Consider the following 23,491-nt stretch of genomic DNA (forward strand, 5'->3'; position numbering starts at 1 on the left):
CCTGAACCGTGTGCCATGACCTTACATCCGACGGGAATGCCTACCATGTTTAATTCGACCATCAACAGCAGGGCCTACACCAACAACACGCAGCAGACGACGCAGGGCAATATCTCGGCCGATGTGTATGCGAAGGTGGAGCGCCAGATGCAGTCGCAGAACACGGGCGTCGTCAAGCTCAACGCCAGCCTGGCGCGCGACCAGGCCAAATTCTCGGGCCTGGGCCAGCTGCAATCGGCGCTGGCAAAATTCCAGACCGTGGCCAAGAACATGGCCGGCAGCGGCCTGGCCACGTCGGCCACGTCCAGCACCAAGGATGTGCTGAGCGCCACCACCACCGACAAGGCTGTCAGCGGCAGCCATGAATTGAACGTCAAGCAGCTGGCGCAGGGACAGACCCTGCTCAGCGGAGCGCAGAAGTCCTCGAGCGCGGCGATCGGCACGGGCGCGCCGGCGCTGGTCAGGATCGAAGTGGGTACGGCCGATGGCAAGCAATTTACTGCCGGCAGCGGCAAGATCATCGCGGTGACCATCGACAGCAGCAACAATAGCCTTGACGGCATTGCCGCCGCGCTCAAGCAGCAGGGCGTCGACGCCAGCGTGGTCAAGGGCCCCGATGGCTACTCGCTGGCCCTGAACGGCAAGAGCGGCGCCGACAGCAGCATGCGCATCAGCGTGTCCGGCGACGCGGCCGTCAGCAATCTGCTCAGCTATGCGCCCGGTGCGGGCAAGGGCATGCAGCAGACGGCTGCCGCGCAGGATGCGCTGCTGACCGTCGACGGCAAGGAAATCAAGAGCGCCACGAATACCCTGACGACGGCCGTCGAGGGCGCCACCATCGAATTGAAGAAAAAAGGCACGACGGACCTCGTCATCGCCAAGGACAGCAGCCAGATCGCCAGCAACGTGGCCAGCTTCGTCACGGCCTACAATGAACTGAACAGCAAGCTGCAAAGCCTGCAGCAGGGCGACTTGAAGTCCGACACGGCCCTGGGCCAGGTGCGTTCGCAGATGGAGCAGGTGCTGCGCACGGCCAGCACGGGCGTGCCTTCCTCCGTCTTGAGCAGCGCCGGCGTGACCTTGGGCAAGAGCGGCGAGCTGGTGCTCGACGATAAAAAGCTCAAGGCCGCCATCGCGGCCGATCCTGACGCCGTCAGCAAGATGTTCACGAATAACGGCAAGGGTGTGGCGGACCAGTTCGCCAGCAAGATCGGCGAGCTGACGGGCGAGACGAGCATCATCCGCAAGGAAGTGCAGACGGTGGGCAAGGACATCACGACGCTCACCAACAAGAAAGCCGTGCTGGCCAAGGCGCTGACGGCCCAGGCGCAGGCGCTGGTGAAAGCGTATTCGGCCCAGGAACAGATGGGAACGAATTCGGCCTTGCCGGGCTACACGGGCAAGAACTCTTTATTTGACTTCATGGCTTGATTCGGCTTGATCCGCGCTGGCGTATGGCCTGCGGCGCGGCGCCTCGTTCTGAACGCCGGCCGGTGCGCGCTCAGGGGCGCCCGCCCTGCGCAAAAAACGCCGAGGGCGAGCTGCCGAAGGTTTTCTTGAACATGGCGGAAAAGGCCGACTGGCTGGCGTAGCCCAGTTCTTCGGCCACCTGCGACAGCGGCACGCCGCGCGCGATCAGGGGCGCCGCGTGCGCCAGGCGCACCTGCTGGCGCCACTGGCCAAAACTCATGCCCAATTCCCGTTCGAACAGCCGCGCCAGGGTACGCTCCGAGGCGCCGACCTGCTGCGCCCAGTGTTCCAGGGTCTGGTTGCTGCCCGGTTTCTCGATCAGGCTGTCGCACAGGGTCTTCAGGCGCTTGTCGCCCGGCAGGGGAACGCGGATGGGGCGCGTGGCCGAGCGTTTCAATTCATCGAGGATCAGTTCGGCCAGCAGCGCCTCGCGCGCCGGTTCCTGTCCCGGGTCCAGCAGTTCCAGCGCCATGATCAGCTGGCGCAGCAAATTCGACACTTCCAGCACCTTGCAGTCGCGGCCCGCGAATGGCGCGCGCGCGGCATGGATGCACAGGGGGCGTAAACGGGTTTTTTCCAGTATCGTAACGGCATGCTCGACGTTGGGCGCGATCCAGATGGCGCGCATGGGCGGCAGCACCCAGCTGCTGTTGTTGGCCGTGATGCGCAGCACGCCTTCGAGCGCCATCGTGACCTGGCCCCAGGGATGGCTGTGCGGCAATAAAAATTCATCGGGTTGCAGGTCGCGCGCGATCATCGTCACGGGGATCGTCGCGCTGGGCGCTTCCCGTGGCGGACACATACGGGTATGGTGGAGGATAGGTACACCCATCAGCTTGGCCTTAATTCGATAAATTATGTCGTTCTGTTGGAAAACAGACGATGGTATTTTGCATACACTTGAGCTTCACCAGTATAAGACAGGGTATGACATGATAACAACTAAGCCGGCAACGCAGTTGCCCCCGCCTGTGCCACCATCGCTGCGCAGCGATGCGCGCGTCATCGCCCTGGTGGGCCTGGCGCATGGGGTCTCGCACTTCTACCATCTGATCCTCGCGGCCCTGTTCGTCTGGCTGAAACCCGCATTCGGCCTGTCGTATGCGGAACTGGGTTTGCTGATGACGGTGTTTTTCATCATCTCGGGTGTGGGGCAGGCGCTGGCCGGTTTTGTCGTCGACCGCTTCGGCGCCCGCGCCGTGCTGTTTTCCGGTATTTTCTTGCTGGGCGTGTCGGCGCTGGCCCTGTCCACCGCCCACAGCTATGCGGCGCTGATGCTGGGCGCCATGCTGGCTGGCATGGGCAACAGCGTGTTCCATCCGGCCGACTACACGATACTCAACCAGCGCGTCTCGGCGCCCCGCGTGGCCTACGGCTTTTCCGTGCATGGCATCAGCGGCAATATCGGCTGGGCCCTGGCGCCCCTGTTCATGACGTATGTTGCCACGCACTACGACTGGCGGGTGGCCCTGCAGTGCGCGGCCGTGCTGCCGTTCGGCGTGCTGCTGATCCTGTTCCTGAACCGCCACGCCATCCGCCCGGAACCCGTGAAAAAGGCGGCGCCTGGCCAGCCGGCCGGCGGCGAAGGCACGCTGGACTTCCTGCGCCTGCCGGCCGTGTGGATGTGCTTTGCCTTCTTCTTCATTACCGCCATCGCCCTGGGCGGCATCCAGAGCTTTGCCAGCGTGGCCCTCGTCAAGCTGTACGGCATGAGCCTGGCGCTGGCCACCAGCGCCTATACGGCCTACATGCTGGCCTCTGCCGTGGGCATGCTGGCCGGCGGCGTGGTGGGCGCGCGCAGCAAGCAGCCGGACCGCAACGTGGCGATCGCCTTTTCCGTCGCCGCCTTGCTGGCCGTGCTGCTGGCCATGGCCGTCGTGCCGGCCTGGGGCGCGGTGGTGCTGATGGGCGCCATCGGCCTGACGTCGGGCGTGGCGGGGCCGTCGCGCGACCTGATGATACGCGCGGCCGCGCCGAAGAATGCCACGGGGCGCGTGTATGGCGTCGTGTATTCGGGCCTCGACAGCGGCCTGGCCGTGGGGCCCCTGTTCTTTGGCGCGCTGATGGATGGCGACCATCCGGCGCTGCTGTTCGTCTTCATCGGCGTGTTCCAGGCGCTGGCGATCGCCACGGCCGTGGGCGTGGGCGGTAAAACACGTGCCGTGGCGCTGCAAAAGGCATAGAATCGCTGCCATCCGACACCATTCACCCACTTTCAGGAGCCAGCATGACTTTTGCCACCACCGATCTGTGCGACGACTATGCAGCCATGCTGGATGAGGGCACCCTGGCCGTGCTGCCGCCCGTGTACCGCGCGTTCGGCCAGCGCGTACGCTTCTGCGGTCCGGCCACCACCTTGCAGGTGTTCGAAGACAATGCGCTCGTGCGCAGCACCCTGGAAACGCCGGGCCAGGGCCATGTGCTGGTGATCGATGGCGGCGGCAGCCTGCGCCGCGCGCTGGTGGGCGGCCAGCTGGGCGTGCTGGCCGAAAGCAACGGCTGGGCCGGTATCGTCGTCGATGGCTGCATCCGCGACAGCGACGAAATCAATGTCTGCCAGATCGGCGTGCGCGCGCTGGCCACGCATCCCCGCAAGAGCAACAAGACGGGCGCCGGCCAGCGCGACGTGCGCGTGCAGCTCAGCGGCGTGGCCGTGCATCCGGGCGACTGGATCTACGCGGACGCGGATGGCATCCTGGTGGCGCGCCAGGAACTCGATTGAGCCGTTCCTCCCAGGGGAGGGCGGCAGCAGCGGCATGCGCCGGGAAGCGTTACATATTGTCCACATTAAATATATTTTTGCAAAGTTCTTTGATTTTCATCCCGGCTGAGATATGATTTCACTTAAGGTAACTTTAATGCCAATAAGGCAAGGAAATCATCTCATGAAAATCGCCACCATCGCAGCAGTTGTCGCCCTGTTTGCTGCCGGCACCGCCAGCGCCAGCCCCGTCAACCTGATCACGAATGGCAATTTTGAAACGGTCGCTCCCGGCTACGCCTTCGACAGCGGCTTTAAAGTCGTCAACAGCGGTTCGTCGGCCATCACGGGCTGGACCGTTGGCGCCAGCTCCGTCGACCTGATCCGCAATGCATATAACGCCATCGACGGCTACAGCATCGATTTGCTGGGTACGCCAGGTCCGGGTTTCCTGTCGCAAAATTTCAATGTCGTTGCCGGCCAGACGTACAGCCTGACCTTTGACATGGCGCGCAATTCCGGCGGCCCAGCAGGCCAGGGCGTGAGCGTCAATTTCGGTGGCGTGGTCGGGGATTTCTACTCGACGGCTGCCGCCTCGAACACCTTGTACAGCAATACCCTGAGCTTCACGGCCGCCACCACCGGCCTGGCGACCCTGTCGTTTGCCAGCGCCGCCAAGGCCGGCACGCCGTTCGACAATTACTCGGGTGCCGTGATCGACAACGTGTCCGTGATGGCCGCCGTGCCGGAACCGGAAACCTACGCCATGCTGCTGGCCGGCCTGGGCCTGATGGGTTTCCTGCGCCGTCGCAAGGCCGCCAAGTAATCCCGGCTCTACGCCACGTCAAGACCGCCTGCTGCGTTGCACAGGCGGTTTTTGTCATTCTGGGGGCGCGTAGCCCGCATCGGGCCACAGCCGCCGCGGCAGTCTTTAGCTGACTGCATCGGCATTGCCGCGCAAGGGGCAGTCCGCCGCCTGCGGCTCCAGCCGCCGCGCCAGTTCGCCGCGCAACTGCGTCAATCCCGCGATGCGCGCATCGATTTCACCCAGCTTGCGCGCCAGCGCCGCGCGCAGCAGGTCCGCCGTGGCGGGATCGCCGGCGCTGGCCAGCAGCGGCATGTCGGCCTCGATTTCCGCCAGCGTAAAACCCAGCTGCTGCGCCGTGCGCAGGTAGCGCAGCCAGTCCGCCGCCTCGGGCGGGTAGTCGCGGTAGCCGTTCGCGCCGCGCCGCGCGCGCAGCAAGCCCCGCTTTTCATAGAAGCGCAGGGTATCGCGGCTCAAGCCCGTCGCCTGCGCCATCTCGCCGATCTGCATGGTTATTTTTCTTTCATAAAATGCTTGACCATGGAGTGTACTCCAACCTCGATCATGGGCGCTTTCCATCGACAGGAGTTGCCATGTTGTCCGTTTCCGCCTTCCGCCGCCTGGTGCGCGCCAGCGCCATTTATGATGTGCTCATGATTGCCCCGTTTACCACGCCGTGGACATTCTTGCTCATGCGCGAGCACTTAAGCGCCCTCAATGTGGGCCTGGGCGGCGTGCCGCTGCCCGTCTTCGGACCGTTTCATCTGCTCATCAGCAGCTTGCTGGGCAGCGTGGTGCTGGTCTGGTCCGTGTTGCGCACGCTCGATCCGCAGCCGCGTTTCGGCCGTTTCGATGCGGCGGCGCGCTACCTGTTTTCCACCTGGATGGCGTGGGCGCTGCTGGTGACGGGCCAGCCCCTGCTGTGGCTGTTCCTCGTGCCGGAGCTGGCCTGGGGCCTCGCGCAAAGCTTGCCAGTGCGCCGCAGCGAGGGCGGGCTGGAAGGGCATGCGCGCGAATCGCTGTTGAGATGACGATAACGAAATGCAATAATGGCCGTGCACGCAGTGCAACAATGACTGCAATGAACGACTATTAAGGGAATGACTATGCAGCAGGATGCCGCAGGAAAAAACATGGCGTTGCTCGATCCGGTAGTGGCGCCGCGCATCGCGGTGACGCGCCTGGTGACTGGTCTGCTGCAAGGCTTGCTGCTGTACTGGCTGTACAGCACGGCGCAAGACAAGGTGTGGCCCGCCACGGAAGCGTATCTGCTGGGGCCGTTGATGCTGATCAGCCTTCTGCTGCCCATTTTGCTCGTTTCCAGCCTGGGCCATATGTCGGCAAAGCGCATCGCCCTGTGGATGGCGGGCGCGGCTGCCGTGATGGCCGTGCTGGCCTGGCATGACGTGGCGCGCGGCGCTGAACACGTGATCTGGGGTAATTACAAGCCGGGCGCGCCGCTGCGCGTGGTCTCGGCACAGCTGTTCGGTTTCAGCGTGGTGGGCTTTTATATTGCCCACGCGCTGGTGCTGGCCAGCGCCCAGGATGGCCAGCGCATCGCCCGCTATCCCACTTATTTTGAAATCGCCTGGAAGCTGGGCATCCAGCTGCTGTTTTCCCTGCTGTTCGTGCTGGGCCTGTGGCTGGTGCTGTGGCTGGGCGGACAGCTGTTCCTGCTGATCAAGCTCAGTTTCCTGAAAAAACTGCTGGGCCAGGCGTGGTTCGTGATTCCCGTCATCTGCTTTGCGTTTTCGTTCGCCATCCATATCACGGACGTGCGCCCGTCCATCGTGCGCGGCATCCGCACCCTGCTGCTGGTGCTGCTGTCATGGCTGATGCCGATTGCCGCCGTGCTGGTCTCCGGCTTCCTGCTGACTTTGCCATTCATCGGCTTCGAACGCCTGTGGGCCACGCGCCATGCGGCTTCCGTGCTGCTGGGCATGGCCGGCGTGCTGGTGGTGCTGATCAATGCCGCCTTCCAGAACGGCGAAGTGGGCCATGGCGTGGCGCGCGGCATCCGCCTGGGCACGCGCCTGGCCTGCCTGCTGCTGCCGTGGGTGGTGGGCATCGCCATCTATGCGCTGACCTTGCGCGTGATGTCGCATGGCTGGACGTCCGACCGCCTGATCGCTGCCGCCTGCCTGCTGGTCGCCACCTGCTATGCCGTCGGCTATGCCTGGGCGGCCAGCAAGTATGGCGACTGGCTGCACCTGATCGCCAACGTCAACGTGGCCACGGCAGGCGTCACCCTGCTGGTGCTGTTCGCCCTGTTTTCGCCGCTGGCGGACCCGGCGCGCATTTCCGTGGCCAGCCAGATGGCGCGCCTGGACAGCGGCAAGGTGGGCGTGGACAAGTTCGATTTCGAATACCTGCGCTTCCAGGGCGCCCGCTACGGCCAGGCGGCCTTGCTGGAATTGAGCAAACGCACGACGGGACCTGACGCGGCCGTCATACGGGCCCGCGCCGACGCCATGCTCAAGCGCCAGAACCGGCTCGACGAGACGGGCGCGCTCAGCGACGTGTCGATCAACCTGACCCTGCGTCCGGCCACGGCGAAATTGCCGGAAAGTTTCCTGCGCCAGGACTGGACGCAAGTGGGTCCCGCCTGGCGCCTGCCCGCCTGCCTGAAGCGGGCAGGGCCCCAGTGCGACGCCTACCTGCTCGATTTCGATGGCGACGGCAAGCAGGATGTGTTACTGATCAGCAACGATCCGCGTGCCTCGTCGGTGCTGCTGGCGGAAAAAGAGGATGGCAACTGGTACGCGCGCGGGCAAATCCCCACGGATGCCCTGCGCTGCAAGCCCCTGCGCGAGAAACTGCAGGCAGGCGAATTCCAGCTGGTGCCGCCGAAGGTGCGCGAACTGGAAATCGAAGGCCAGCGCGTGCCCATGACTTTATATACGCCGGAGGACGAGGTCAGCTGCCCGGATGAGACGGCGCCGGCCCTGTAATGGCAGGGAGCGGATTTGACGCGTCGGGCAAAACATTTTGCCTGATCTGAAAATAATCAATTCGGATACGGGGCTGTTCCGGCTGTCCGTTATCGGCCAGAAGCGGACTGAAAAAAATAGGGTTTATAGACGTGGATACGACCAATGATTAGTTTGGTAGTGCAGATAGAGCGTGTTGTTGACGACCACTTTCCGGTATGGTTAGGATGCGTGCTTACTGATGCTGATGGCGTACGACATGAATTCGTCGAAAAAGAACCCGTCATAAGAACTGGGGAGCGAATGGCTGAGAGTCATTACCCCCACCCCGGGCACATCGGCTGTGTCATTGAAGACGAATGGGTTGATGAACTGGGACGAAGCCTAGTACGGGTGAGCACTGAGAAACCTTGGTCCATAGAATCGGTAGCTGGAGAGACCAAGTTCACGGTGTTTAAAGAACAAATCGTTTCGGGTTAAGCTTGGGCCGCGAACGGCCAGAAGCGGTCGCTGACTGCACGCGTGCTCCGTCTTCCATCATTCCCATTCAGCAAACAACTACTTACATGCTCAAAAATTTTCGCTGTCTAGTTCTTCCGTTTCTAGCGTTTGCGACGCTATCCGCTTGCGATGTGGGCGTTAAAGCGGGACGCTTCGACGAGGATAAGACTCTGGCCTTGGCCGGCGTTGACAAGTACCGTGGTCACTACGAAAAGCAGGACTACGAGCGTTTGTATAACTTGGGTTCTTCTGCGTTGAAAGCAGCTATACCAAAAGAACAGTTTGCCTCAGCAGTCCAAAGTGCAATGTCTCAGTACGGAAATTACAAGTCATCTGTTCTGGTGGGGTCTTCATGCTTTCCAAATGAAGTCCGATTGGCTTATGACACCGAGTACGAGAATGCGAAGGTGCGAGAGCTGATGATTTGGTCGGTAAGTGGTAGTCAAGCTGAGTTGACCATGTACCAAGTTCTGCCTAGCCAAGACGAATTTCACAAAGAGTCACAAGTCGGCTGCCCCGCTCCGTGATGAACGTCCGCAATGGGGCGTAACCTGCCAACGACGTCAACCGGCCAGAAGCCGACCATGAATAATCATGATGAAGCATACAAGGAGACGCAATGGGAGCGACACGGCTGCCGTCCAGGAAAATGGCAAAGAAAGCCAAACAGCCTGTCATTGCGCTGACGTTATTCCTGACCATGTTGGCGGTCGGATTCGGGTACTTTGTGTACGTGTCATCTGCCCGGGTTTTGGGTATTGGCTGTGCTGTGCTCTGTGTTTTTTGCGTCTGGACCAGCGTTTTGCATCGGCGTGAAAAGCAGCGCCTTCAAACCCTGGCTTGCGCACGCGAAGGCGAATCGATATGCCACTTCGCCCGCAGTTTTGACAAAAGAATAACTGATACCTGGATCATCCGCGCGGTGTATCAGGAGCTGCAAGTTTTTCTTGGGCCGTTTGTCGCTGCTCCAGTACGCGCATCGGACTTACTCTCGAGCGATTTGGGCTTGGATGCCGACGACATGGACGATCTCATCGTGGACGTTGCTTTGCGGGCCGGAAGGTCACTGGAGCGGACCGCGTGCAACCCGTATTACGGAAAAGTGCATACCGTCTCTGACATGGTGCTGTTCGTGAATGCGCAATCACCGGTGTGACGAATCCGGAGGTCCGCTGCGGGCCGGAAGTTGCCAATCATGTCCGCCGTCGGCCAGCGGCGGACATCGCAATGAGAAATAGCTGGAAAGCATGCCGGGCTTGCAGGCACGCTATCGATCATGGCGTTTTGCCCGTCACTTCTGGACGGCGCCGAAAGCCTGAGCCGAACGGGCCGGATCAGTTCTTCGTGCGCACCTGGCGCACGTGGTTTTCCAGTTCGCTGAACGATGGGCGTTCCGTGGCGGAAATGACCTTGCGGCCGAATTCCACCGCCAGGGCCGGCGCATAGCCGTTCAGGCTGGCCAGCAGGGTCACTTTCACGCACTGGTACATCTTTGCCGTTTCATGGTGCTTGCGGCGCAGCAGGCTGGCCAGCGGGGCGATGAAGCCGTAGGCCAGCAGGATGCCGATGAAGGTGCCCACCAGCGCCTGCGCGATCAGCACGCCCAGCTCGGCCGGCGGCAAGCCCACGGATGCCATCGTGTGCACCACTCCCATCACGGCGGCCACGATGCCGAAGGCGGGCATGGCGTCGGCCAGCTGCGAAATCGTCTGGATCGGCATTTCCGCATCTTCATGGTGCGTCTCGATCTCGTTATCCATCAGGTTTTCGATCTGGTAGGCGTCCATATTGCCCGACACCATCAGGCGCAGATAGTCGGTGATGAATTCCAGGATGTGCTCGTCGCCGAGCGTGTACGGGTATTTCACGAAGATGGGGCTGCGGTACGGGTCGTCGATATCGTCCTCGACGGACATCAAGCCTTCCTTGCGGATCTTGCTGAGGATTTCATACATCAGCCCCATCAGTTCCATATAGCGCGCCTTTGTGTATTGCGAACCGTGGAACAGGGTGGGCAGGGCGGCAAACGTGGCGCGGATGGCCTTGGCGTCGTTGCCGACAAAGAAGGTGCCCAGCGCGGCGCCGCCGATCATCAGCAATTCCAGCGGCTGGAACAGGGCGCCCAGGTGCCCGCCCTGCATGGCGAAGCCGCCGAAGACGGAAAACAGCACGACGATAAATCCGAGTATGACTAGCAAAACTTACTCCCTCATAATATTGCCATATCGCAATATTGTAGTTTAACCTGATTCGGCGGCCGTGGCCGCATCCGGCTGCAACTGCTGGCCGAGAAAATTGATAAAAGCGCGCACTTTGGCGGGCAGCTGGTGGCGGCTCGGGTAGTAGGCGTACAAGTCGGCTGGCGCCAGCGCGTAGTCTTCCAGCACCACGCGCAGGCGGCCGCTGTCGAGGTAGCGGGTCAGGTCCCATTCCGAGCGCAGCAGGATGCCGTGACCGTCCAGTGCCCAGCCCAGCACCACGTCGCCATCGTTGCTGGCCACCGTGCCGCGCACCTTCACCGTGTGCGTGGCGCGGCCACGGCTCAGCCGCCAGATGCCGTAGGCATCGTCGTTTTGCCGGTGCACGATGCAGCGGTGGTGCGCCAGCTCGTCGGGCGTCTGCGGCGTGCCGTGCGCCTGCAGGTAGGCGGGCGAGGCGCACAGGAAGCGCCGGTTCGACATGATGCGTCGCGCCGACAATCGCGTGTCGGGCAAGTCGCCGAAGCGGATGCCCAGGTCATACGCCTGCTCCACCAGGTTGATGGGACTGTCCGTCAGCTGCAGCTGCACTTCCAGCTGCGGATGGCGCAGCGCGAATTGCGACAGCAGGGGCGCGATCACCGTGCGGCCGAAGCCCAGGGTGGCGTTGACGCGCAGCAGCCCGCGCGGTTCCGCGCTGCCGCTGGCCAGGGACTCTTCCATGGCGCGGATGTCGTCGAGAATTTGCCGCGCCTGCGCCAGGTAGCTTTCGCCATCGCCCGTCAGGCTGATGCGTCGCGTGCTGCGGTTCAAGAGGCGCACGCCCAGGCGCTGCTCCATCAGCACCAGCCGTTTGCTGACGGCGGGCGGCGTGATGCCCAGTTCGCGCGCCGTGGCCGACAGGCTGCCCAGCTTGGCCAACAGCACAAAGAAGGCCATTTCCGTGGTGGCGTCCGTTTTCATGGTTCATCTTTCACTTCAAGTGAATAATGGTTTAAATTTCAGTCGATTATATGGCTTTATATCGCGGGTAAGCTGGCGTCATCGTTTTCACCCACAGGAGACCCGCATGAAAATCGTTGAAATCCGCGAACAGACCATTCCCATTTCCTCTCCCATCCGCAACGCCTACATCGATTTCACGAAGATGACCCTGAGCCTGGTGGCCGTCGTCACGGACGTGATGCGCGACGGCAAGCCCGTCGTCGGCTACGGCTTCAACTCGAATGGTCGCTACGGCCAGGGCATGCTGATGCGCGAGCGCTTCATCCCCCGCATCCTCGACGCCGATCCCGCCTCGCTGCTGACGGCGGACGGCAGCAACCTCGACCCGCACAAGGTGTGGGACTGCATGTACACGAATGAAAAGCCGGGCGGCCACGGCGAGCGCTCGGTGGCCATCGGCACCATCGACATGGCCATCTGGGATGCCGTGGCGAAGATCGAACGCAAGCCATTGTTCCAGCTGCTGGCCGAGCGCCACGGCACGGGCGTGCCCGACAAACAGGTGTTCGTGTATGCGGCGGGCGGCTATTACTACCCGGGCCAGAGCCTGTCCGCCCTGCAGGACGAGATGCGCAGCTATATCGACCGCGGCTACACGGTGGTCAAGAAGAAGATCGGCGGCGCCTCGCTGGACGAGGACTTGCGCCGCATCGACGCCATCCTGGAGGTGCTGCAGGATGGGCAAAAGCTGTGCGTGGATGCGAACGGGCGCTTCGACCTCGATACCTCGATCGCCTACGCCAAGGCGCTGCGCCAGTACGATTTGTTCTGGTATGAAGAGGCGGGCGACCCGCTCGACTTCGAGCTGCAGGCGACCCTGCGCAGCTATTACGACAAGCCCATGGCGACGGGCGAGAACCTGTTTTCCATGCAGGATGCGCGCAACCTGATCCGCTACGGCGGCATGCGCGCCGACCGCGACTGGCTGCAGTTCGACTGCGCCCTCAGCTACGGCCTGGTGGAATACCTGCGCACCCTGGACATGCTGCAGCAGCACGGCTGGTCGCGCAGCCGCTGCATCCCGCATGGCGGCCACCAGATGTCCCTGAATATCGCGGCAGGGCTGGGCCTGGGCGGCAATGAATCGTATCCGGACTTATTCCAGCCCTTCGGCGGCTTTCCCGATGGCGTGCGGGTGGAAAACGGCCACATCACCATGCCGGACCTCGTCGGCATCGGCTTCGAGGGCAAGGCCAACCTGTACGCGGCCATGCGCGCATTGAGCGGGCAGTAAATCAGGCGGCGCGCTGCCAGAAGCGCAGCCGGTTGCCGAACGGGTCGGCCACTTCCAGGATGCGGCCCCAGTCCTCGTCGCGGATGCCGGGCCGCGCATACGGGTAATCCTTGTCGCGCAGCTCCGCGTGCAGGGCGGCGACGTCGTCGACGGGGATCAGCAGCGCCGCTCCGGGCGTGGCGTCGCCGTAGTGTTCACTGAGGTGCAGCACGAGCTCGCCCCGCGTCACCTGCAGGTACAGGGGCGCCGCAGGCTCGAAGCGGTGCTGCCAGTCCAGGGTGAAACCGAGGAAGCCGAGGTAGAACTCGCGCGCTTTTTCTTCGGAAAAGCTGCGCAGGATGGGGATGGGAGCATGCATGGCGGCGCTTTCAGGCGGTGGCGATAGCGCCATTCTAGCCTCAGGCCGGCGCCTGTCGTTTGACCTGCGCGGCGGCGCTGGTCTTCTCCCAGCGGAACAGCCACATGATCACCAGCTTGGTCGCGGCGCTGACGCAGGCCAGCAGCAGCAAGGGCCAGCCCGTTTCCAGCCCCATGACGCAGGCAAAGAAGATGGTGCTGGCATCCATGGCCAGGATGAACTGGCTCATTTTCAGCGACACGGCGCCCGTCTTGCCCGAGCGCCAGATCAAACGGATCTGGTGCGCATAGCCTTGGGCCAGCAGCACGGTGACGGCGACGATCAGGCTTTGCGAGATCACGCGCTTTTCATCGCTGAAGGTGGGGCCGAAGGCCAGCCCCGCCACGCCCGCGCACAGCAGCAGCGCGCACGCCAGCAGCGCGTTGCGCGAGGTCCGGCTGCGGCGGTCGCGGTCGATTTCGTACAGGATGGCCAGCGCAATCAGGGAGGCGGCCAGGCGGGGCCAGACGATGTAGTGGTTGAACGGCGTGATCGAATAGCCGTACACAAAGAATGCGCAATACGCGAGGAAGCTGACGGTGAACTGGTTGATGGACAGGATGTCCGTCGTCTTGCCGTGCGCCAGGCTGGCATCGCGCTTGCGCTGCCAGATTTTTTGCAGCTGCGACCACAGGCCAAACAGGCTGACGACGATGAAGACGGAATTGAGGCTGCCGGCGAAGGCGTAGAGGGTAGGGGGCTGCAAGGGATCTCCTGGGATGGACGCGGCATCGCTGCGGCGGCAGCCTGCCTTGTCTATACATTTTATTTTGGCAATATGCTCTCATGAAATAAATTAGCAGGCAAGCAATGATTGCACTGCCGGGGCCTGTTGCCGCACGGCTTGCCGGAACGCCCCTGTTCCTGCGCTTGCCCGTATAATCGGGGCATGACTTTCTTATCACATCGTGCCCGCTCCGTGCTGGCCACCCTCGGCAAAATGGCCGTTTCCCTGATTATCCTGTTGACTGCACTGTGGGGCGCGCTGGCGCTGTGGTACCAGCTGTCCGGCGGCACGGCGGCGCAAGCCATCGGCGCCTTGCTGTGGGGCGCGCTGGGCGTGGCCAGCATCGCGCTGTGGTGGACGCGCGGCGACGCGCGCGTGCTGCTGCCGTATGCGGCCGGTTTTGTCCTGCTGCTCGTGTGGTGGAGCCTGATCGCGCCGAAACAGCAGCGCGTGTGGGCCGACGACGTGGCGCGCAACGTCACGGGCACGGTGAAGGGCAGCACCGTCACGCTGGACAATGTGCGCAATTTCGACTGGCGCAGCGACGACGACTACACGGTCAAGTGGGAGCAGCGCAGCTACGACCTCGACGGGCTGCGCACGGTGGACACGGCGCTGTCGTACTGGACGGGGCCGTATATCGCGCACACCCTGATCTCGTTCGGCTTTGCGGACGGGCGCTTCCTGACGTTTTCCATCGAAATCCGCAAGGAAAAGGGCGAGAGCTTTTCCGCCATCGGCGGCTTCTTCAAGCATTTCGAAATGAGCCTGATCGCCGCCGACGAGCGCGACATCCTGCGCGTGCGCACGAATGCGCGGGGCGAGGACATGCATCTGTACCGCGTGATGATGCCCAAGGCGGCCATGCGCTCGCTGTTCCTGGCCTACCTGGACGAAGCGCAAGCGCTGAAGAACCAGCCGCAGTTCTACAACACACTGACGGCCAACTGCACCACCATCGTCTTCGAGATGGTGCGCCGCATCGTGCCGGGCCTGCCGCTCGACTACCGGCTGATGGCCTCGGGCTACCTGGACCGCTACCTGTTCGACGTCAAGGGCCTGGTGCCCGGCCAGACCTTCCAGCAGCTGCGCACGGGAGGCCACGTCACGGCGCGCGCGCGGGCGGCCAACGACGACGCGGATTTTTCGCACGCGATCCGCCGCGGCATGCCGGGCTACGATGAAACGGGCCACCCGAAGCTGCAAATGCCGCGCCAATAGCCGACAAAATCCCCAGCGCGGTGTTGCCCATGCCTTGCCGTACCAGCGTACCGTCTGCGGCATGGCGCCTGGCCCTGAGCATTTTGTCAGCCGAGTCGCACCCTTGCTTTATACTGTCACCATATCCCGACCGGCCGCACATTGCGGCCGGTCTCACTTTACGAATAAAGAAGGCCCGCTATGCCATTTTCCTCACTGGGTCTGATCCCCTCCCTGGTCCGCGCCGTCGACAAGGCCGGCTATGCCGCGCCGACGGCCATCCAGGCGGCCGCCATTCCCGCCATCCTGCGCGGCAGCGACGTGCTGGGCGCGGCCCAGACGGGTTCCGGCAAGACGGCCGCCTACGCGCTGCCGCTGCTGCAGGCGCTGATGGCGCCCGTTTCCGGCCCGCGCCAGGTGCGCGCGCTGATCCTCGTGCCCACGCGCGAGCTGGCGGCGCAGGTGGGGCAGACGGTGCACGCGCTGGCCAAGCCGCTGCCCGTCAAGCTGAAGATTTCCGTGCTGTTCGGCGGCGTGTCGATCAATCCGCAGATGATGGACTTGCGCGGCGGCGCCGATATCGTCGTCGCCACGCCGGGCCGCCTGCTGGACCTGGTGCGCCAGAATGCCGTCAAATTGGGCGGCGTGTCGCTCTTCGTGCTCGACGAGGCCGACCGCCTGCTGGACATGGGTTTCAGCGAAGAGATCAACGCCATCCTGGCGCTGCTGCCTAAGCAGCGGCAAAACCTGTTTTTCTCCGCCACCTTCCCCGACAGCGTGCAGGCGCTGGCCGACAGCCTGCTCAAGGAACCCGTGCGCATCGAAGTGGCGTCCGAACCGCAGGACAAGCCCGACATCGTGCAGCGCGCCATCACGGTGGACGTGCCGCGCCGCACGCAGCTGCTGCGCTACCTGATCCTGCAGCAGCAGTGGGAGCGCGTGCTGGTGTTCGTCGCCACCAAGTACGCGGCCGAACACGTGGCCGACAAGCTGCAGCGCGCGGGCTTGCACGTGGGCGCCTTCCACGGCGAGTTCAGCCAGGGCACGCGCAGCCAGCTGCTGGCCGACTTCAAGGCGTGCCGCCTGCAGGTGCTGGTGGCCACGGACGTGGCCGCGCGTGGCATCGACATCGCCGGCCTGCCTGCCGTCGTCAACTACGACTTGCCCCGCTCGGCCGTCGACTACACGCACCGCATCGGCCGCACGGGCCGCGCCGGCGAAAGCGGCACGGCCATCAGTTTCGTGACGGCCGACACGGAAGCGCATTTCCGTCTGATCGAAAACCGCAACGACTTGCGCATCGTGCGCGAAGTGGTGGCCGGCTTCGAGCCGACGGAACTGCCCACGCCGGCGAGCACCGCGACCGATACGGTGAACGGCGGCGTGAAGGGCGCGCGCAAGAGCAAGAAGGATAAATTGCGCGAAGCGGCAGCCAAGGCGGCCGCAGGCAATTAAATCCCCCTTATGTGCGCTAGCCGCTTGAACGGCTGGCCGTCCCGCCTTAAGATGATGTTTCTATAAAGCAAGGGGACGGCAATGCACATGACATTCATCGCGCGCGCGGGCGCGCTGGCTTGCGCGCTGGCGCTGGCTGGCTGCGCCGGCATGGGGGGGGGCGGCAGCAATCGCGGCGACAAGGCCGGCATGCAGATGCCGGGCAAGACGTCGGCCGATGCGGCCGTGGCCGCCACGTGGTACAACCCGCCCAGCGAATTTCCCGGCATCTGCCTGACCCAGTTCAAGGATGGCAGCCTGCGTTTCGATGGCGGCTTCGCCTTCTACAACCCGGGCCGCTGGTCGTACGATGCGGCCACCGCCGAGCTGCGCCTGCAGCTGGCGCCCACGCCATCGCTGGAGCTGTCGCACGCGCAAATCGTGCAGCACATGAACCTGCTGCGCATCGAGGCGGACAAGAATACGCTGGTGTATGGCGTGAAAGCCGGCACCACGGCCATCGGCCTGGGCGGCTTTGTGTTTTACCGCGACACGCCTTGTCCCGCACGGCGCGGATAAGTGGCGGATAAGTGCCATGCGGGAATATTTAGTCGTATAATTTCAGCGCAAGGGGACGGCCGCGCAAGACTGTGCCGCGCGGCAGGTTTCCCCCTCAGGCAAGCTCCCGTATCGCCATGGCGATGAGAGGATGGTCCGATGGATGTGCACGATGAGCATGGTATGCCAGGGACTTCGGCACCGGCCGCGCAGCCGCGCACCTTGCTGCTGGTCGACGACGAGCCGAATATCCTCGCTTCGCTCAAGCGCCTGCTGCGGCGCGATGGCTACCATATCCTGACGGCCGGCAGCGGCCAGGAAGGGCTGGAGGTGCTGGCCAGCCATGCGGTCGACGTGATCGTGTCGGACCAGCGCATGCCCGGCATGCTGGGCGCCGACTTCCTGCGCAAGGCCAAGCTGCTGTGTCCGCAGACCATACGCATCATGCTGTCCGGCTATACCGAGTTGCAGGCCGTCACGGACGCCGTCAACGAAGGCGCCATCTTCAAGTTCCTCACCAAGCCCTGGGAAGACCATCAGTTGCGCGAGCATATCGCCGAAGCTTTCCGCCTGAAGGGCATCGACGATGACAATGCGCGCCTCAATGCCCAGCTGCGCGTGGCCAACCAGGCGCTGGCGGCCGCGAATGCCGCCATGCAGGCGCTGGTCAGCCAGCAGCAGCACCAGATCAGCCGCGACGAGGTCAGCCTGGGCATCGCGCGCGAACTGCTGCAATTTCTGCCGCTGCCCGTGATCGGGCTCGACGAGGACGGCATGATCGCTTTCATCAACGCGGCCGCGGCCAACCTGTTCGAGCGGGGCGCGGCCCTGCTGGGCAACGAGGCGGCGCTGGTCCTGCCGCAGCTGTTCGATGGGCAGGGCGCGCCTGGCCTGGCCGCCATCGACGGCCAGCCGTATGCCGTGGCCGTCCATCCCATGGGCCTGCATTCGCGCTCGCGCGGCAGCCTCGTCACCCTGAGCCGTCATGGAGCGGATACATGAGTGAAAGCGGACGCGAGATTTCCATCGAGCAAGCAGAAGAGGGCATGGTGCTGGCGCAGGCGCTGAGCGACGCCAGCGGCGCCGTCCTGCTGGCCCAGGGCGCCACCCTGACGGCGGCCAACCTGACGGCCTTGCGCCGGCGCAATGTGGAGCGCTGCCACATCGTGGCGGACGACGAACCCGACCCCGCCGCGCAGGCGCATGCCGAGCAGGAACGGGCGCGCCGCCTGGAGCGGCTGGCCGTGCTGTTCCGCGCCACGCCGCCCGATTCCGCCGGGGCGGAACTGCTGGCGCTGCTGCAGCGCTACCGGCAGGGGAGCGGGGCATGACACGGCTCAGTTTTGAACATATCATCCGCCAGATACAGGAACTGCCCTCGCTGCCGGTGGTGGTGCTGGAGCTGCTGTCGAGCATGGACCAGGACGATACGGACGTGCATGTGCTGGCGCAAAAGATCGAGCTGGACCAGGCCCTGGCGGCCAAGACCCTGCGCATCGCCAATTCCTCGTTCTACGGCATGCAATCGAAGGTCACGAGCATTCCGCAAGCCGTTTCCGTGCTGGGCTTTCACAGCATCCGTACCGTCGTCACGGCCTGCGCCCTGACGAGCAGCTTCGCGCCCGTGGGCGGCGGCTTCGATTTCCAGGCGTTCTGGCGCCATTCGCTGGCCACGGCCATCGCCGCGCGCCTGCTGGCGCCGCACTTGCGCGTCAATCCCGAGACGGCGTTCACGGCGGGCCTGCTGCACGACTTGGGCACCCTGGTGCTGGTGACGCGCTTCCCGGCCGAGCACGCGCTCGTGCGCAGCCACCGCCAGGCGCACGATTGCCAGATGGCCGATGCCGAAGTGGCCGTCATCGGCATCGATCACGCGCAGGTGGGCAGCGCCCTGGCTGCCTACTGGAAGTTTCCCGCCGCGATACAGCAGGCGGTGGCCGACCACCACGCCCTCGAGCGGCTGGACGCGGGCGGCTTGCCGCTGGTCGTGCACATGGCCAATGCCGTCGCGCTGGCGCTGGACCTGGCCGGCATCGACGATGCGCTCGTGCCGCCCCTGTCGCCCGCGGGCTGGCGCAGCCTGGCGCTGGACGAGCAGGCCTGGTTCGCGCTGCTGCGGCAAACCGAAACGACCTACGATGAGATGTCACGGATCATGCTGGCATGAACAGGAAAGAGGCCATGGACACAGATGCAGGGCACGCGCGGCCCGCCGCGCCGGCACCCCGCCAGGGCGATTCCATCGCGCTGTCGGCCTTTTTCGACGGTCACCCCGTGGCCACGTTCGCCATCGACACGGACCACGTGGTGACGCACTGGAACAGCGCCTGCGAACAGCTGCTGGGCTTTACGGCCGCCGAGATGGTGGGCACGCGCGACCACTGGAAGGCATTCTATCCGCAGCCGCGCGCCTGCCTGGCCGATTTGCTGGTGGCCGACGATATCGCGTTCGGCGAAAGCGAGCTGTACCAGGGCAAGCTGCAGCGCTCCGTCGTCATCCCCGGTGCCTACGAAGCGGAGGATTTCTTTGCGAATATCGGCCCCGACGGCCACTGGCTGCACTTCACGGCCGCGCCCCTGCGCGACCTGGACGGCCGCCTCGTGGGCGCCATCGAAACCTTGCGCGACGTGACGGAACGCCACCATGCGGAAAGCGCGCTGCGCAAGGCGCACGCCAACCTGGAACACCTGGTGGCCAGGCGCACGGCCCAGCTGGCCGAAATGAACGAGCGCCTGGCCGACGATATCCGCCAGCGCGAGATCGCCGACCTGGAATTGCGCGAACGCAACCTGGCCCTGACGGAATTGAACAGCAAGCTGTCGCTGGCCCAGCAAAAGCTGCTGCAGTCGGAAAAGCTCGCTTCCATCGGCCAGCTGGCCGCCGGCGTGGCGCACGAGATCAACAATCCCATCGGCTATGTGTTTTCCAATGTGGGTACCCTGGAAGGCTACCTGGATGATCTGTTCAGCATGCTCGATGCCTACGAGGAAGCGGAGCCGGCCGTCGCCGACGCCGTGGTGGCGGCGCGCCTGCGCGCGCTGCGCGAACAGATCGACCTGGATTTCCTGCGCACCGACATTCCGCTGCTGATGGGCGAGTCGAAGGAGGGCATCGCGCGCGTGCGCCGCATCGTGCAGGACCTGAAGGATTTTTCGCGCACGGATGCGCACCAGGAGTGGGTCTGGGCCGACCTGCGCCAGGGCATCGATACCACGCTCAATATCGTGAATAACGAGGTCAAGTACAAGGCTGACGTGGTGCGCGAGTATGGCGACATTCCCGATATCGAATGCCAGCCTTCCGAACTGAACCAGGTGATCATGAACCTGGTCGTCAACGCCGCCCACGCCATGGGCGAGGCGCACGGACGCATCACCCTGCGCACGGGCAGCGACAACGCGGCGGAAGTGTGGATCGAAGTCGAGGACACGGGCGGCGGCATCGCGCCCGAACACCTGTCGCGCATCTTCGACCCCTTCTTCACCACCAAGGCCGTCGGCAAGGGCACGGGCCTGGGCCTGTCGCTGGCCTACAGCACGGTGCAAAAGCACCACGGCCGCATCGACGTGCGCAGCGTCATCGGACGCGGCACCACCTTCCGCATCACCTTGCCCGTGCGCCAGGCGCAGGCCGTCGCACCATGACCATCAACGAACAGGACAGCATGAGCACCAGTACCAGCACCAGCGCCAGCGCCAGCACCGCGGCCGCGCCGCCGACCATCCTGTGCGTCGATGACGAGCCGAATATCCTGTCGTCGTTGCGGCGGCTGTTCCGCCCGCACGGCTACCGCGTGCTGACGGCCGAGAGCGGCGCGGCGGGCCTGGCCCTGCTCGAGGGTGAGGCGGTGGACCTGGTCATCTCCGACATGCGCATGCCGCACATGGATGGCGCGCAGTTCCTGGCCCAGGTGCGCCAGCGCTGGCCCGGCACCATGCGCCTGCTGCTGACGGGCTATGCGGATATCCAGTCCATCCTCGACGCCATCAACCAGGGCGAGATCTACCGCTATGTGACCAAGCCGTGGGACGAAAACGACATCGTGCTGGTGGTGCGCCACGCGCTGGAGCGGCGCGCGCTGGAACAGGAAAAGCAGCGGCTGGAAGCACTGACGGCCAGCCAGAACGTGCAGCTGCAGGCGCTCAACGCCGGCCTGGAAGCGAAGGTGGCTACGCGCACGCAGCAGCTGAAACAGTCGCACGACGAGGTGCAGGCGGCCAACGAGCGCCTGAAGGCCACGTTCGTGACGACGATCAAGGTGTTTTCCAACCTGATCGAAATGCGCGGCGGCAAGTTGGCCGGCCATGCGCGGCGGGTGGCGGAACTGGCGCGCAAGCTGGCGCTGGCGCTGGGCCTGGAAGGGCAGGAGGCGCGCGACGTGTTCATCGCGGCCCTGCTCAAGGATATCGGCAAACTCAGCTTGAGCGACGATGTGCTGGAATTGCCGGCCAGCGCCTGGACGGGCGAGCAGCTGGCCGCGTTCCGCAAGCATCCGCTGCGCGCGGAACAATTGCTGATGGCGCTCGACGAGCTGCGCGCCGTTTCCGTGATCCTGCGCTCGCAGCTCGAGCGTTTCGACGGCGGCGGCTTTCCCGACGGCCTGGTGGGCCTGGCCGTTCCGCTGGGCGCGCGCATCCTGGCGCTGGCCTCGGACTACGACGGTTTGCAGATCGGCGCCATGGTGCAGCGCAGCCTGCGCGCCGAGGAAGCCCGCAGCCTGATCTACGACAGTGTCGGCAAGCGCTATGACCCCGCCGTGGTGGCCGCTTTCCGCAGCATCATGGACGAGACGGAGCCGCCGGCGCGCGACCTGACCGTGCTGTCGGGCCAGCTGGAGCCGGGCATGGTGCTGTCGCGCGACCTGATCAGCCGCGATGGCCTGATGCTGCTGGCGGCCGAACACGTGCTGACGGCCCGCGTGATCGCCCAGCTGCTCGATTTCGAAGGCAAGAATGGCGGCCGGCTCAGCATCCGCGTGTACGCGCCGCCCAAGGACGCCTAGGCGTTCGCGGCCGGAGGCTGCAGGGGCAGGTGCACGGTGAAGCGCGTGCCGCGGCCCACTTCGGACGCCACCTCGATGCGCCCGCCATGCTTGTTGACGATGCCGTACGATAGCGACAGGCCCGTGCCGCTGCCCACGGCCTTGGTGGTGAAGAACGGTTCGAAGATGCGGTTCAGGTGTTCGGGCGCGATGCCGGCGCCCGTGTCGCCGATTTCCACCCACACCCAGCCGTCCGCGTGGCCCGTGCGGATGCTGATCACGCCTTCGCCGCTGATGGCCTGGCCCGCATTGACGAGCAGGTTCATGAAGACCTGGTTCAGCTGCGAAGCCAGGCACAGTATGGGCGGCAGCTCGCCATACTGTTTCTCGATGCGGGCCTTGTATTTCAATTCGTTGGCGACGATATTCAGGGTGCTGTCCAGCCCCGCGTGCAGGCTGGCGACTTGCCAGTCCGTCTCGCCCACGTGGGAAAAATCCTTCAGCGCCTGCACGATGTCGCGCACGCGCTTCAAGCCATCCATCGATTCGCCGACCAGGTCCACCATGTCGTCCTGCAGGAAGGCCAGGTCGGCTTGCGCGCGTACCTGGGCCACGCGCGCGGCCAGCGCCGCACTGTCGGACTCCTCGCGCATCGCCGCCTCATACTGGGTAATTACGCCGAAGAGGGTGCCGACATAGGCTTGCAGCGAACTCATGTTGGAATTGACGAAGCCGATCGGGTTATTGATTTCATGCGCGATGCCGGCCGCCAGCTGGCCGATGGACGCCATCTTTTCCGCCTGCAGCAGTTGGTCGTGCGCTTCCTGCAGCTTGCTGATCAGTAGTTGCTGCTCTTCGCCGCGCGCCTGCAGCATCGCTTCCATGCGCTTGCGCTCGGTGATATCCGTCAGCGAACCGATCACCTCGAACGGCACGCCGTGCTCGTCGCGCACCAGGCGCAGGCTGTCGTGCATCCACAGATAGCTGCCGTCCTGCACGCGGAAGCGGTATTCATACGCGCGCGCACCTTCGACGAAGATCTGCGCCAGGCTGGAAAAGATGCCGGGCGCATCGTCGGGATGGATGTGGTCGAACCAGAAATTGGGGTCGGCCACCATGTCCTCGGGCCGGTAGCCCAGCACGTTCAAGGCATTGTTGCTGACAAAAGTCATCTTGAAGTCGCCGCTGGGCACGGTGCAATAGATGATGGACGGGGTATTGTCGAGCAGGTATTGCAGGCGCACGGCCGTGGCGGCCGACGCATCGTCGCCAGGCACCGCACTGCCATGCCGGCTGGCATCGGGAGTAGATAGGTCGAAATCCTCGAACTGCATCGTCACACCTCGCGG

24 protein-coding genes are annotated in these 23,491 nt (G+C 64.1%); 17 read left to right on the top strand and 7 right to left on the bottom strand.

Annotated elements, in window-relative coordinates:
* Positions 1 to 45: 45 nt before the first annotated feature.
* The gene (gene fliD, locus VPH41_RS07525; protein ID WP_152284517.1) at positions 46 to 1,431 is read left to right on the top strand and encodes a flagellar filament capping protein FliD; all 1,386 of its coding nucleotides are present in this window, start codon (positions 46 to 48) and stop codon (positions 1,429 to 1,431) included.
* A gap of 70 nt (positions 1,432 to 1,501) precedes the next feature.
* On the opposite strand, the gene VPH41_RS07530 is transcribed toward fliD, so the two are convergent.
* Positions 1,502 to 2,272, bottom strand: coding sequence for an AraC family transcriptional regulator (locus VPH41_RS07530; RefSeq protein ID WP_328569470.1), 771 nt, complete (start codon positions 2,270 to 2,272; stop codon positions 1,502 to 1,504).
* Between the two features lie 130 nt (positions 2,273 to 2,402).
* Here VPH41_RS07530 and VPH41_RS07535 point away from each other — a divergent pair, with 130 nt between their 5' ends.
* The 3 genes from VPH41_RS07535 (at position 2,403) to VPH41_RS07545 (ending at position 4,997) form a co-directional block, all read left to right on the top strand.
* Positions 2,403 to 3,653, top strand: coding sequence for an MFS transporter (locus tag VPH41_RS07535; RefSeq protein WP_328569471.1), 1,251 nt, complete (start codon positions 2,403 to 2,405; stop codon positions 3,651 to 3,653).
* Between the two features lie 44 nt (positions 3,654 to 3,697).
* Positions 3,698 to 4,192: a ribonuclease E activity regulator RraA gene (rraA, locus tag VPH41_RS07540; protein ID WP_152284519.1), complete on the top strand. Its 495-nt coding sequence runs from the start codon at positions 3,698 to 3,700 to the stop codon at positions 4,190 to 4,192.
* A 163-nt stretch (positions 4,193 to 4,355) separates the two neighbouring features.
* Complete coding sequence (locus tag VPH41_RS07545) at positions 4,356 to 4,997, top strand: choice-of-anchor C family PEP-CTERM protein (RefSeq protein ID WP_328569472.1); 642 nt, start codon at positions 4,356 to 4,358, stop codon at positions 4,995 to 4,997.
* A gap of 105 nt (positions 4,998 to 5,102) precedes the next feature.
* Here VPH41_RS07545 and VPH41_RS07550 read toward each other — a convergent pair whose 3' ends face one another.
* Positions 5,103 to 5,486 (bottom strand): MerR family transcriptional regulator, encoded by a 384-nt coding sequence (locus VPH41_RS07550; protein ID WP_328569473.1) that lies wholly within the window; start codon positions 5,484 to 5,486, stop codon positions 5,103 to 5,105.
* Between the two features lie 83 nt (positions 5,487 to 5,569).
* On the opposite strand from VPH41_RS07550, the gene VPH41_RS07555 reads away from it, so the two are divergent.
* The 4 genes from VPH41_RS07555 to VPH41_RS07570 all read left to right on the top strand — a co-directional run bounded on the left by VPH41_RS07555 (position 5,570) and on the right by VPH41_RS07570 (position 9,563).
* A complete protein-coding gene (locus VPH41_RS07555; protein ID WP_152284522.1) occupies positions 5,570 to 6,007 on the top strand; it encodes a hypothetical protein in 438 nt (145 codons plus the stop codon).
* A gap of 102 nt (positions 6,008 to 6,109) precedes the next feature.
* Positions 6,110 to 7,927 carry a DUF4153 domain-containing protein gene (locus VPH41_RS07560; RefSeq protein WP_328569474.1) on the top strand — a complete coding sequence of 606 codons (1,818 nt, stop codon included), beginning with the start codon at positions 6,110 to 6,112 and terminating at the stop codon, positions 7,925 to 7,927.
* 545 nt (positions 7,928 to 8,472) lie between these two features.
* Entirely contained in the window at positions 8,473 to 8,934 is a 462-nt protein-coding gene (locus tag VPH41_RS07565; RefSeq protein WP_328569475.1) for a hypothetical protein, read from the top strand.
* A gap of 92 nt (positions 8,935 to 9,026) precedes the next feature.
* A complete protein-coding gene (locus VPH41_RS07570; RefSeq protein WP_328569476.1) occupies positions 9,027 to 9,563 on the top strand; it encodes a hypothetical protein in 537 nt (178 codons plus the stop codon).
* A 178-nt stretch (positions 9,564 to 9,741) separates the two neighbouring features.
* On the opposite strand, the gene motA is transcribed toward VPH41_RS07570, so the two are convergent.
* Both motA and VPH41_RS07580 read right to left on the bottom strand, forming a co-directional pair.
* Entirely contained in the window at positions 9,742 to 10,605 is an 864-nt protein-coding gene (motA, locus tag VPH41_RS07575; RefSeq protein ID WP_092794839.1) for a flagellar motor stator protein MotA, read from the bottom strand.
* A gap of 42 nt (positions 10,606 to 10,647) precedes the next feature.
* The gene (locus VPH41_RS07580; RefSeq protein WP_328569477.1) at positions 10,648 to 11,568 is read right to left on the bottom strand and encodes a LysR family transcriptional regulator; all 921 of its coding nucleotides are present in this window, start codon (positions 11,566 to 11,568) and stop codon (positions 10,648 to 10,650) included.
* A gap of 106 nt (positions 11,569 to 11,674) precedes the next feature.
* On the opposite strand from VPH41_RS07580, the gene VPH41_RS07585 reads away from it, so the two are divergent.
* Positions 11,675 to 12,844 (top strand): mandelate racemase/muconate lactonizing enzyme family protein, encoded by a 1,170-nt coding sequence (locus VPH41_RS07585; protein ID WP_328569478.1) that lies wholly within the window; start codon positions 11,675 to 11,677, stop codon positions 12,842 to 12,844.
* 1 nt (position 12,845) lies between these two features.
* Here VPH41_RS07585 and VPH41_RS07590 read toward each other — a convergent pair whose 3' ends face one another.
* Entirely contained in the window at positions 12,846 to 13,202 is a 357-nt protein-coding gene (locus VPH41_RS07590) for a glyoxalase superfamily protein (RefSeq protein ID WP_328569479.1), read from the bottom strand.
* Between the two features lie 40 nt (positions 13,203 to 13,242).
* Positions 13,243 to 13,947 carry a hypothetical protein gene (locus VPH41_RS07595; protein WP_328569480.1) on the bottom strand — a complete coding sequence of 235 codons (705 nt, stop codon included), beginning with the start codon at positions 13,945 to 13,947 and terminating at the stop codon, positions 13,243 to 13,245.
* 183 nt (positions 13,948 to 14,130) lie between these two features.
* Between VPH41_RS07595 and VPH41_RS07600 the strand changes: the two genes are divergently transcribed.
* The 8 genes from VPH41_RS07600 (at position 14,131) to VPH41_RS07635 (ending at position 22,163) form a co-directional block, all read left to right on the top strand.
* The gene (locus tag VPH41_RS07600) at positions 14,131 to 15,189 is read left to right on the top strand and encodes an Lnb N-terminal periplasmic domain-containing protein (protein WP_328569481.1); all 1,059 of its coding nucleotides are present in this window, start codon (positions 14,131 to 14,133) and stop codon (positions 15,187 to 15,189) included.
* A 180-nt stretch (positions 15,190 to 15,369) separates the two neighbouring features.
* Entirely contained in the window at positions 15,370 to 16,623 is a 1,254-nt protein-coding gene (locus VPH41_RS07605) for a DEAD/DEAH box helicase (protein ID WP_328569482.1), read from the top strand.
* A gap of 81 nt (positions 16,624 to 16,704) precedes the next feature.
* Positions 16,705 to 17,181 carry a hypothetical protein gene (locus VPH41_RS07610; protein WP_328569483.1) on the top strand — a complete coding sequence of 159 codons (477 nt, stop codon included), beginning with the start codon at positions 16,705 to 16,707 and terminating at the stop codon, positions 17,179 to 17,181.
* Between the two features lie 162 nt (positions 17,182 to 17,343).
* A complete protein-coding gene (locus VPH41_RS07615) occupies positions 17,344 to 18,162 on the top strand; it encodes a response regulator (RefSeq protein ID WP_328569484.1) in 819 nt (272 codons plus the stop codon).
* On the top strand, positions 18,159 to 18,491 hold the full coding sequence (locus VPH41_RS07620) for a hypothetical protein (RefSeq protein ID WP_287773106.1): 333 nt from the start codon (positions 18,159 to 18,161) through the stop codon (positions 18,489 to 18,491). Before VPH41_RS07615 ends, VPH41_RS07620 begins: the two co-directional genes overlap by 4 nt.
* Positions 18,488 to 19,327, top strand: a complete 840-nt coding sequence (locus VPH41_RS07625; RefSeq protein ID WP_328569485.1) for an HDOD domain-containing protein — start codon at positions 18,488 to 18,490, stop codon at positions 19,325 to 19,327. Before VPH41_RS07620 ends, VPH41_RS07625 begins: the two co-directional genes overlap by 4 nt.
* A gap of 14 nt (positions 19,328 to 19,341) precedes the next feature.
* Positions 19,342 to 20,805, top strand: a complete 1,464-nt coding sequence (locus tag VPH41_RS07630; protein ID WP_152284534.1) for an ATP-binding protein — start codon at positions 19,342 to 19,344, stop codon at positions 20,803 to 20,805.
* Positions 20,802 to 22,163, top strand: coding sequence for an HD domain-containing phosphohydrolase (locus VPH41_RS07635; protein WP_328569486.1), 1,362 nt, complete (start codon positions 20,802 to 20,804; stop codon positions 22,161 to 22,163). The genes VPH41_RS07630 and VPH41_RS07635 overlap by 4 nt, the downstream gene beginning before the upstream one ends.
* On the opposite strand, the gene VPH41_RS07640 is transcribed toward VPH41_RS07635, so the two are convergent.
* Positions 22,160 to 23,476, bottom strand: coding sequence for an ATP-binding protein (locus VPH41_RS07640; RefSeq protein WP_328569487.1), 1,317 nt, complete (start codon positions 23,474 to 23,476; stop codon positions 22,160 to 22,162). The two genes, VPH41_RS07635 and VPH41_RS07640, sit on opposite strands and share 4 nt — an antisense overlap.
* Between the last annotated feature and the right edge of the window lie 15 nt (positions 23,477 to 23,491).

This window comes from Janthinobacterium sp. P210006, assembly GCF_036231885.1.
GTDB classification, from domain to species: Bacteria; Pseudomonadota; Gammaproteobacteria; order Burkholderiales; family Burkholderiaceae_D; genus Janthinobacterium; species Janthinobacterium violaceinigrum.

What these genes read in the sequence shown, in the direction of transcription:
- VPH41_RS07600 (WP_328569481.1), top strand. Translation starts at nt 14,131, where the DNA reads ATGACTTTCTTATCACATCGTGCCCGCTCCGTGCTGGCCACCCTCGGC.
- VPH41_RS07560 (WP_328569474.1), top strand. Translation starts at nt 6,110, where the DNA reads ATGGCGTTGCTCGATCCGGTAGTGGCGCCGCGCATCGCGGTGACGCGC.
- VPH41_RS07615 (WP_328569484.1), top strand. Translation starts at nt 17,344, where the DNA reads ATGCCAGGGACTTCGGCACCGGCCGCGCAGCCGCGCACCTTGCTGCTG.
- VPH41_RS07545 (WP_328569472.1), top strand. Translation starts at nt 4,356, where the DNA reads ATGAAAATCGCCACCATCGCAGCAGTTGTCGCCCTGTTTGCTGCCGGC.
- VPH41_RS07550 (WP_328569473.1), bottom strand. Translation starts at nt 5,486, where the DNA reads ATGCAGATCGGCGAGATGGCGCAGGCGACGGGCTTGAGCCGCGATACC.
- VPH41_RS07625 (WP_328569485.1), top strand. Translation starts at nt 18,488, where the DNA reads ATGACACGGCTCAGTTTTGAACATATCATCCGCCAGATACAGGAACTG.
- VPH41_RS07590 (WP_328569479.1), bottom strand. Translation starts at nt 13,202, where the DNA reads ATGCATGCTCCCATCCCCATCCTGCGCAGCTTTTCCGAAGAAAAAGCG.
- VPH41_RS07530 (WP_328569470.1), bottom strand. Translation starts at nt 2,272, where the DNA reads ATGTGTCCGCCACGGGAAGCGCCCAGCGCGACGATCCCCGTGACGATG.
- VPH41_RS07635 (WP_328569486.1), top strand. Translation starts at nt 20,802, where the DNA reads ATGACCATCAACGAACAGGACAGCATGAGCACCAGTACCAGCACCAGC.
- fliD (WP_152284517.1), top strand. Translation starts at nt 46, where the DNA reads ATGTTTAATTCGACCATCAACAGCAGGGCCTACACCAACAACACGCAG.
- VPH41_RS07620 (WP_287773106.1), top strand. Translation starts at nt 18,159, where the DNA reads ATGAGTGAAAGCGGACGCGAGATTTCCATCGAGCAAGCAGAAGAGGGC.
- VPH41_RS07565 (WP_328569475.1), top strand. Translation starts at nt 8,473, where the DNA reads ATGCTCAAAAATTTTCGCTGTCTAGTTCTTCCGTTTCTAGCGTTTGCG.
- VPH41_RS07535 (WP_328569471.1), top strand. Translation starts at nt 2,403, where the DNA reads ATGATAACAACTAAGCCGGCAACGCAGTTGCCCCCGCCTGTGCCACCA.
- VPH41_RS07610 (WP_328569483.1), top strand. Translation starts at nt 16,705, where the DNA reads ATGCACATGACATTCATCGCGCGCGCGGGCGCGCTGGCTTGCGCGCTG.
- VPH41_RS07640 (WP_328569487.1), bottom strand. Translation starts at nt 23,476, where the DNA reads ATGCAGTTCGAGGATTTCGACCTATCTACTCCCGATGCCAGCCGGCAT.
- VPH41_RS07555 (WP_152284522.1), top strand. Translation starts at nt 5,570, where the DNA reads ATGTTGTCCGTTTCCGCCTTCCGCCGCCTGGTGCGCGCCAGCGCCATT.
- VPH41_RS07605 (WP_328569482.1), top strand. Translation starts at nt 15,370, where the DNA reads ATGCCATTTTCCTCACTGGGTCTGATCCCCTCCCTGGTCCGCGCCGTC.
- VPH41_RS07585 (WP_328569478.1), top strand. Translation starts at nt 11,675, where the DNA reads ATGAAAATCGTTGAAATCCGCGAACAGACCATTCCCATTTCCTCTCCC.
- VPH41_RS07630 (WP_152284534.1), top strand. Translation starts at nt 19,342, where the DNA reads ATGGACACAGATGCAGGGCACGCGCGGCCCGCCGCGCCGGCACCCCGC.
- VPH41_RS07580 (WP_328569477.1), bottom strand. Translation starts at nt 11,568, where the DNA reads ATGAAAACGGACGCCACCACGGAAATGGCCTTCTTTGTGCTGTTGGCC.
- rraA (WP_152284519.1), top strand. Translation starts at nt 3,698, where the DNA reads ATGACTTTTGCCACCACCGATCTGTGCGACGACTATGCAGCCATGCTG.
- VPH41_RS07570 (WP_328569476.1), top strand. Translation starts at nt 9,027, where the DNA reads ATGGGAGCGACACGGCTGCCGTCCAGGAAAATGGCAAAGAAAGCCAAA.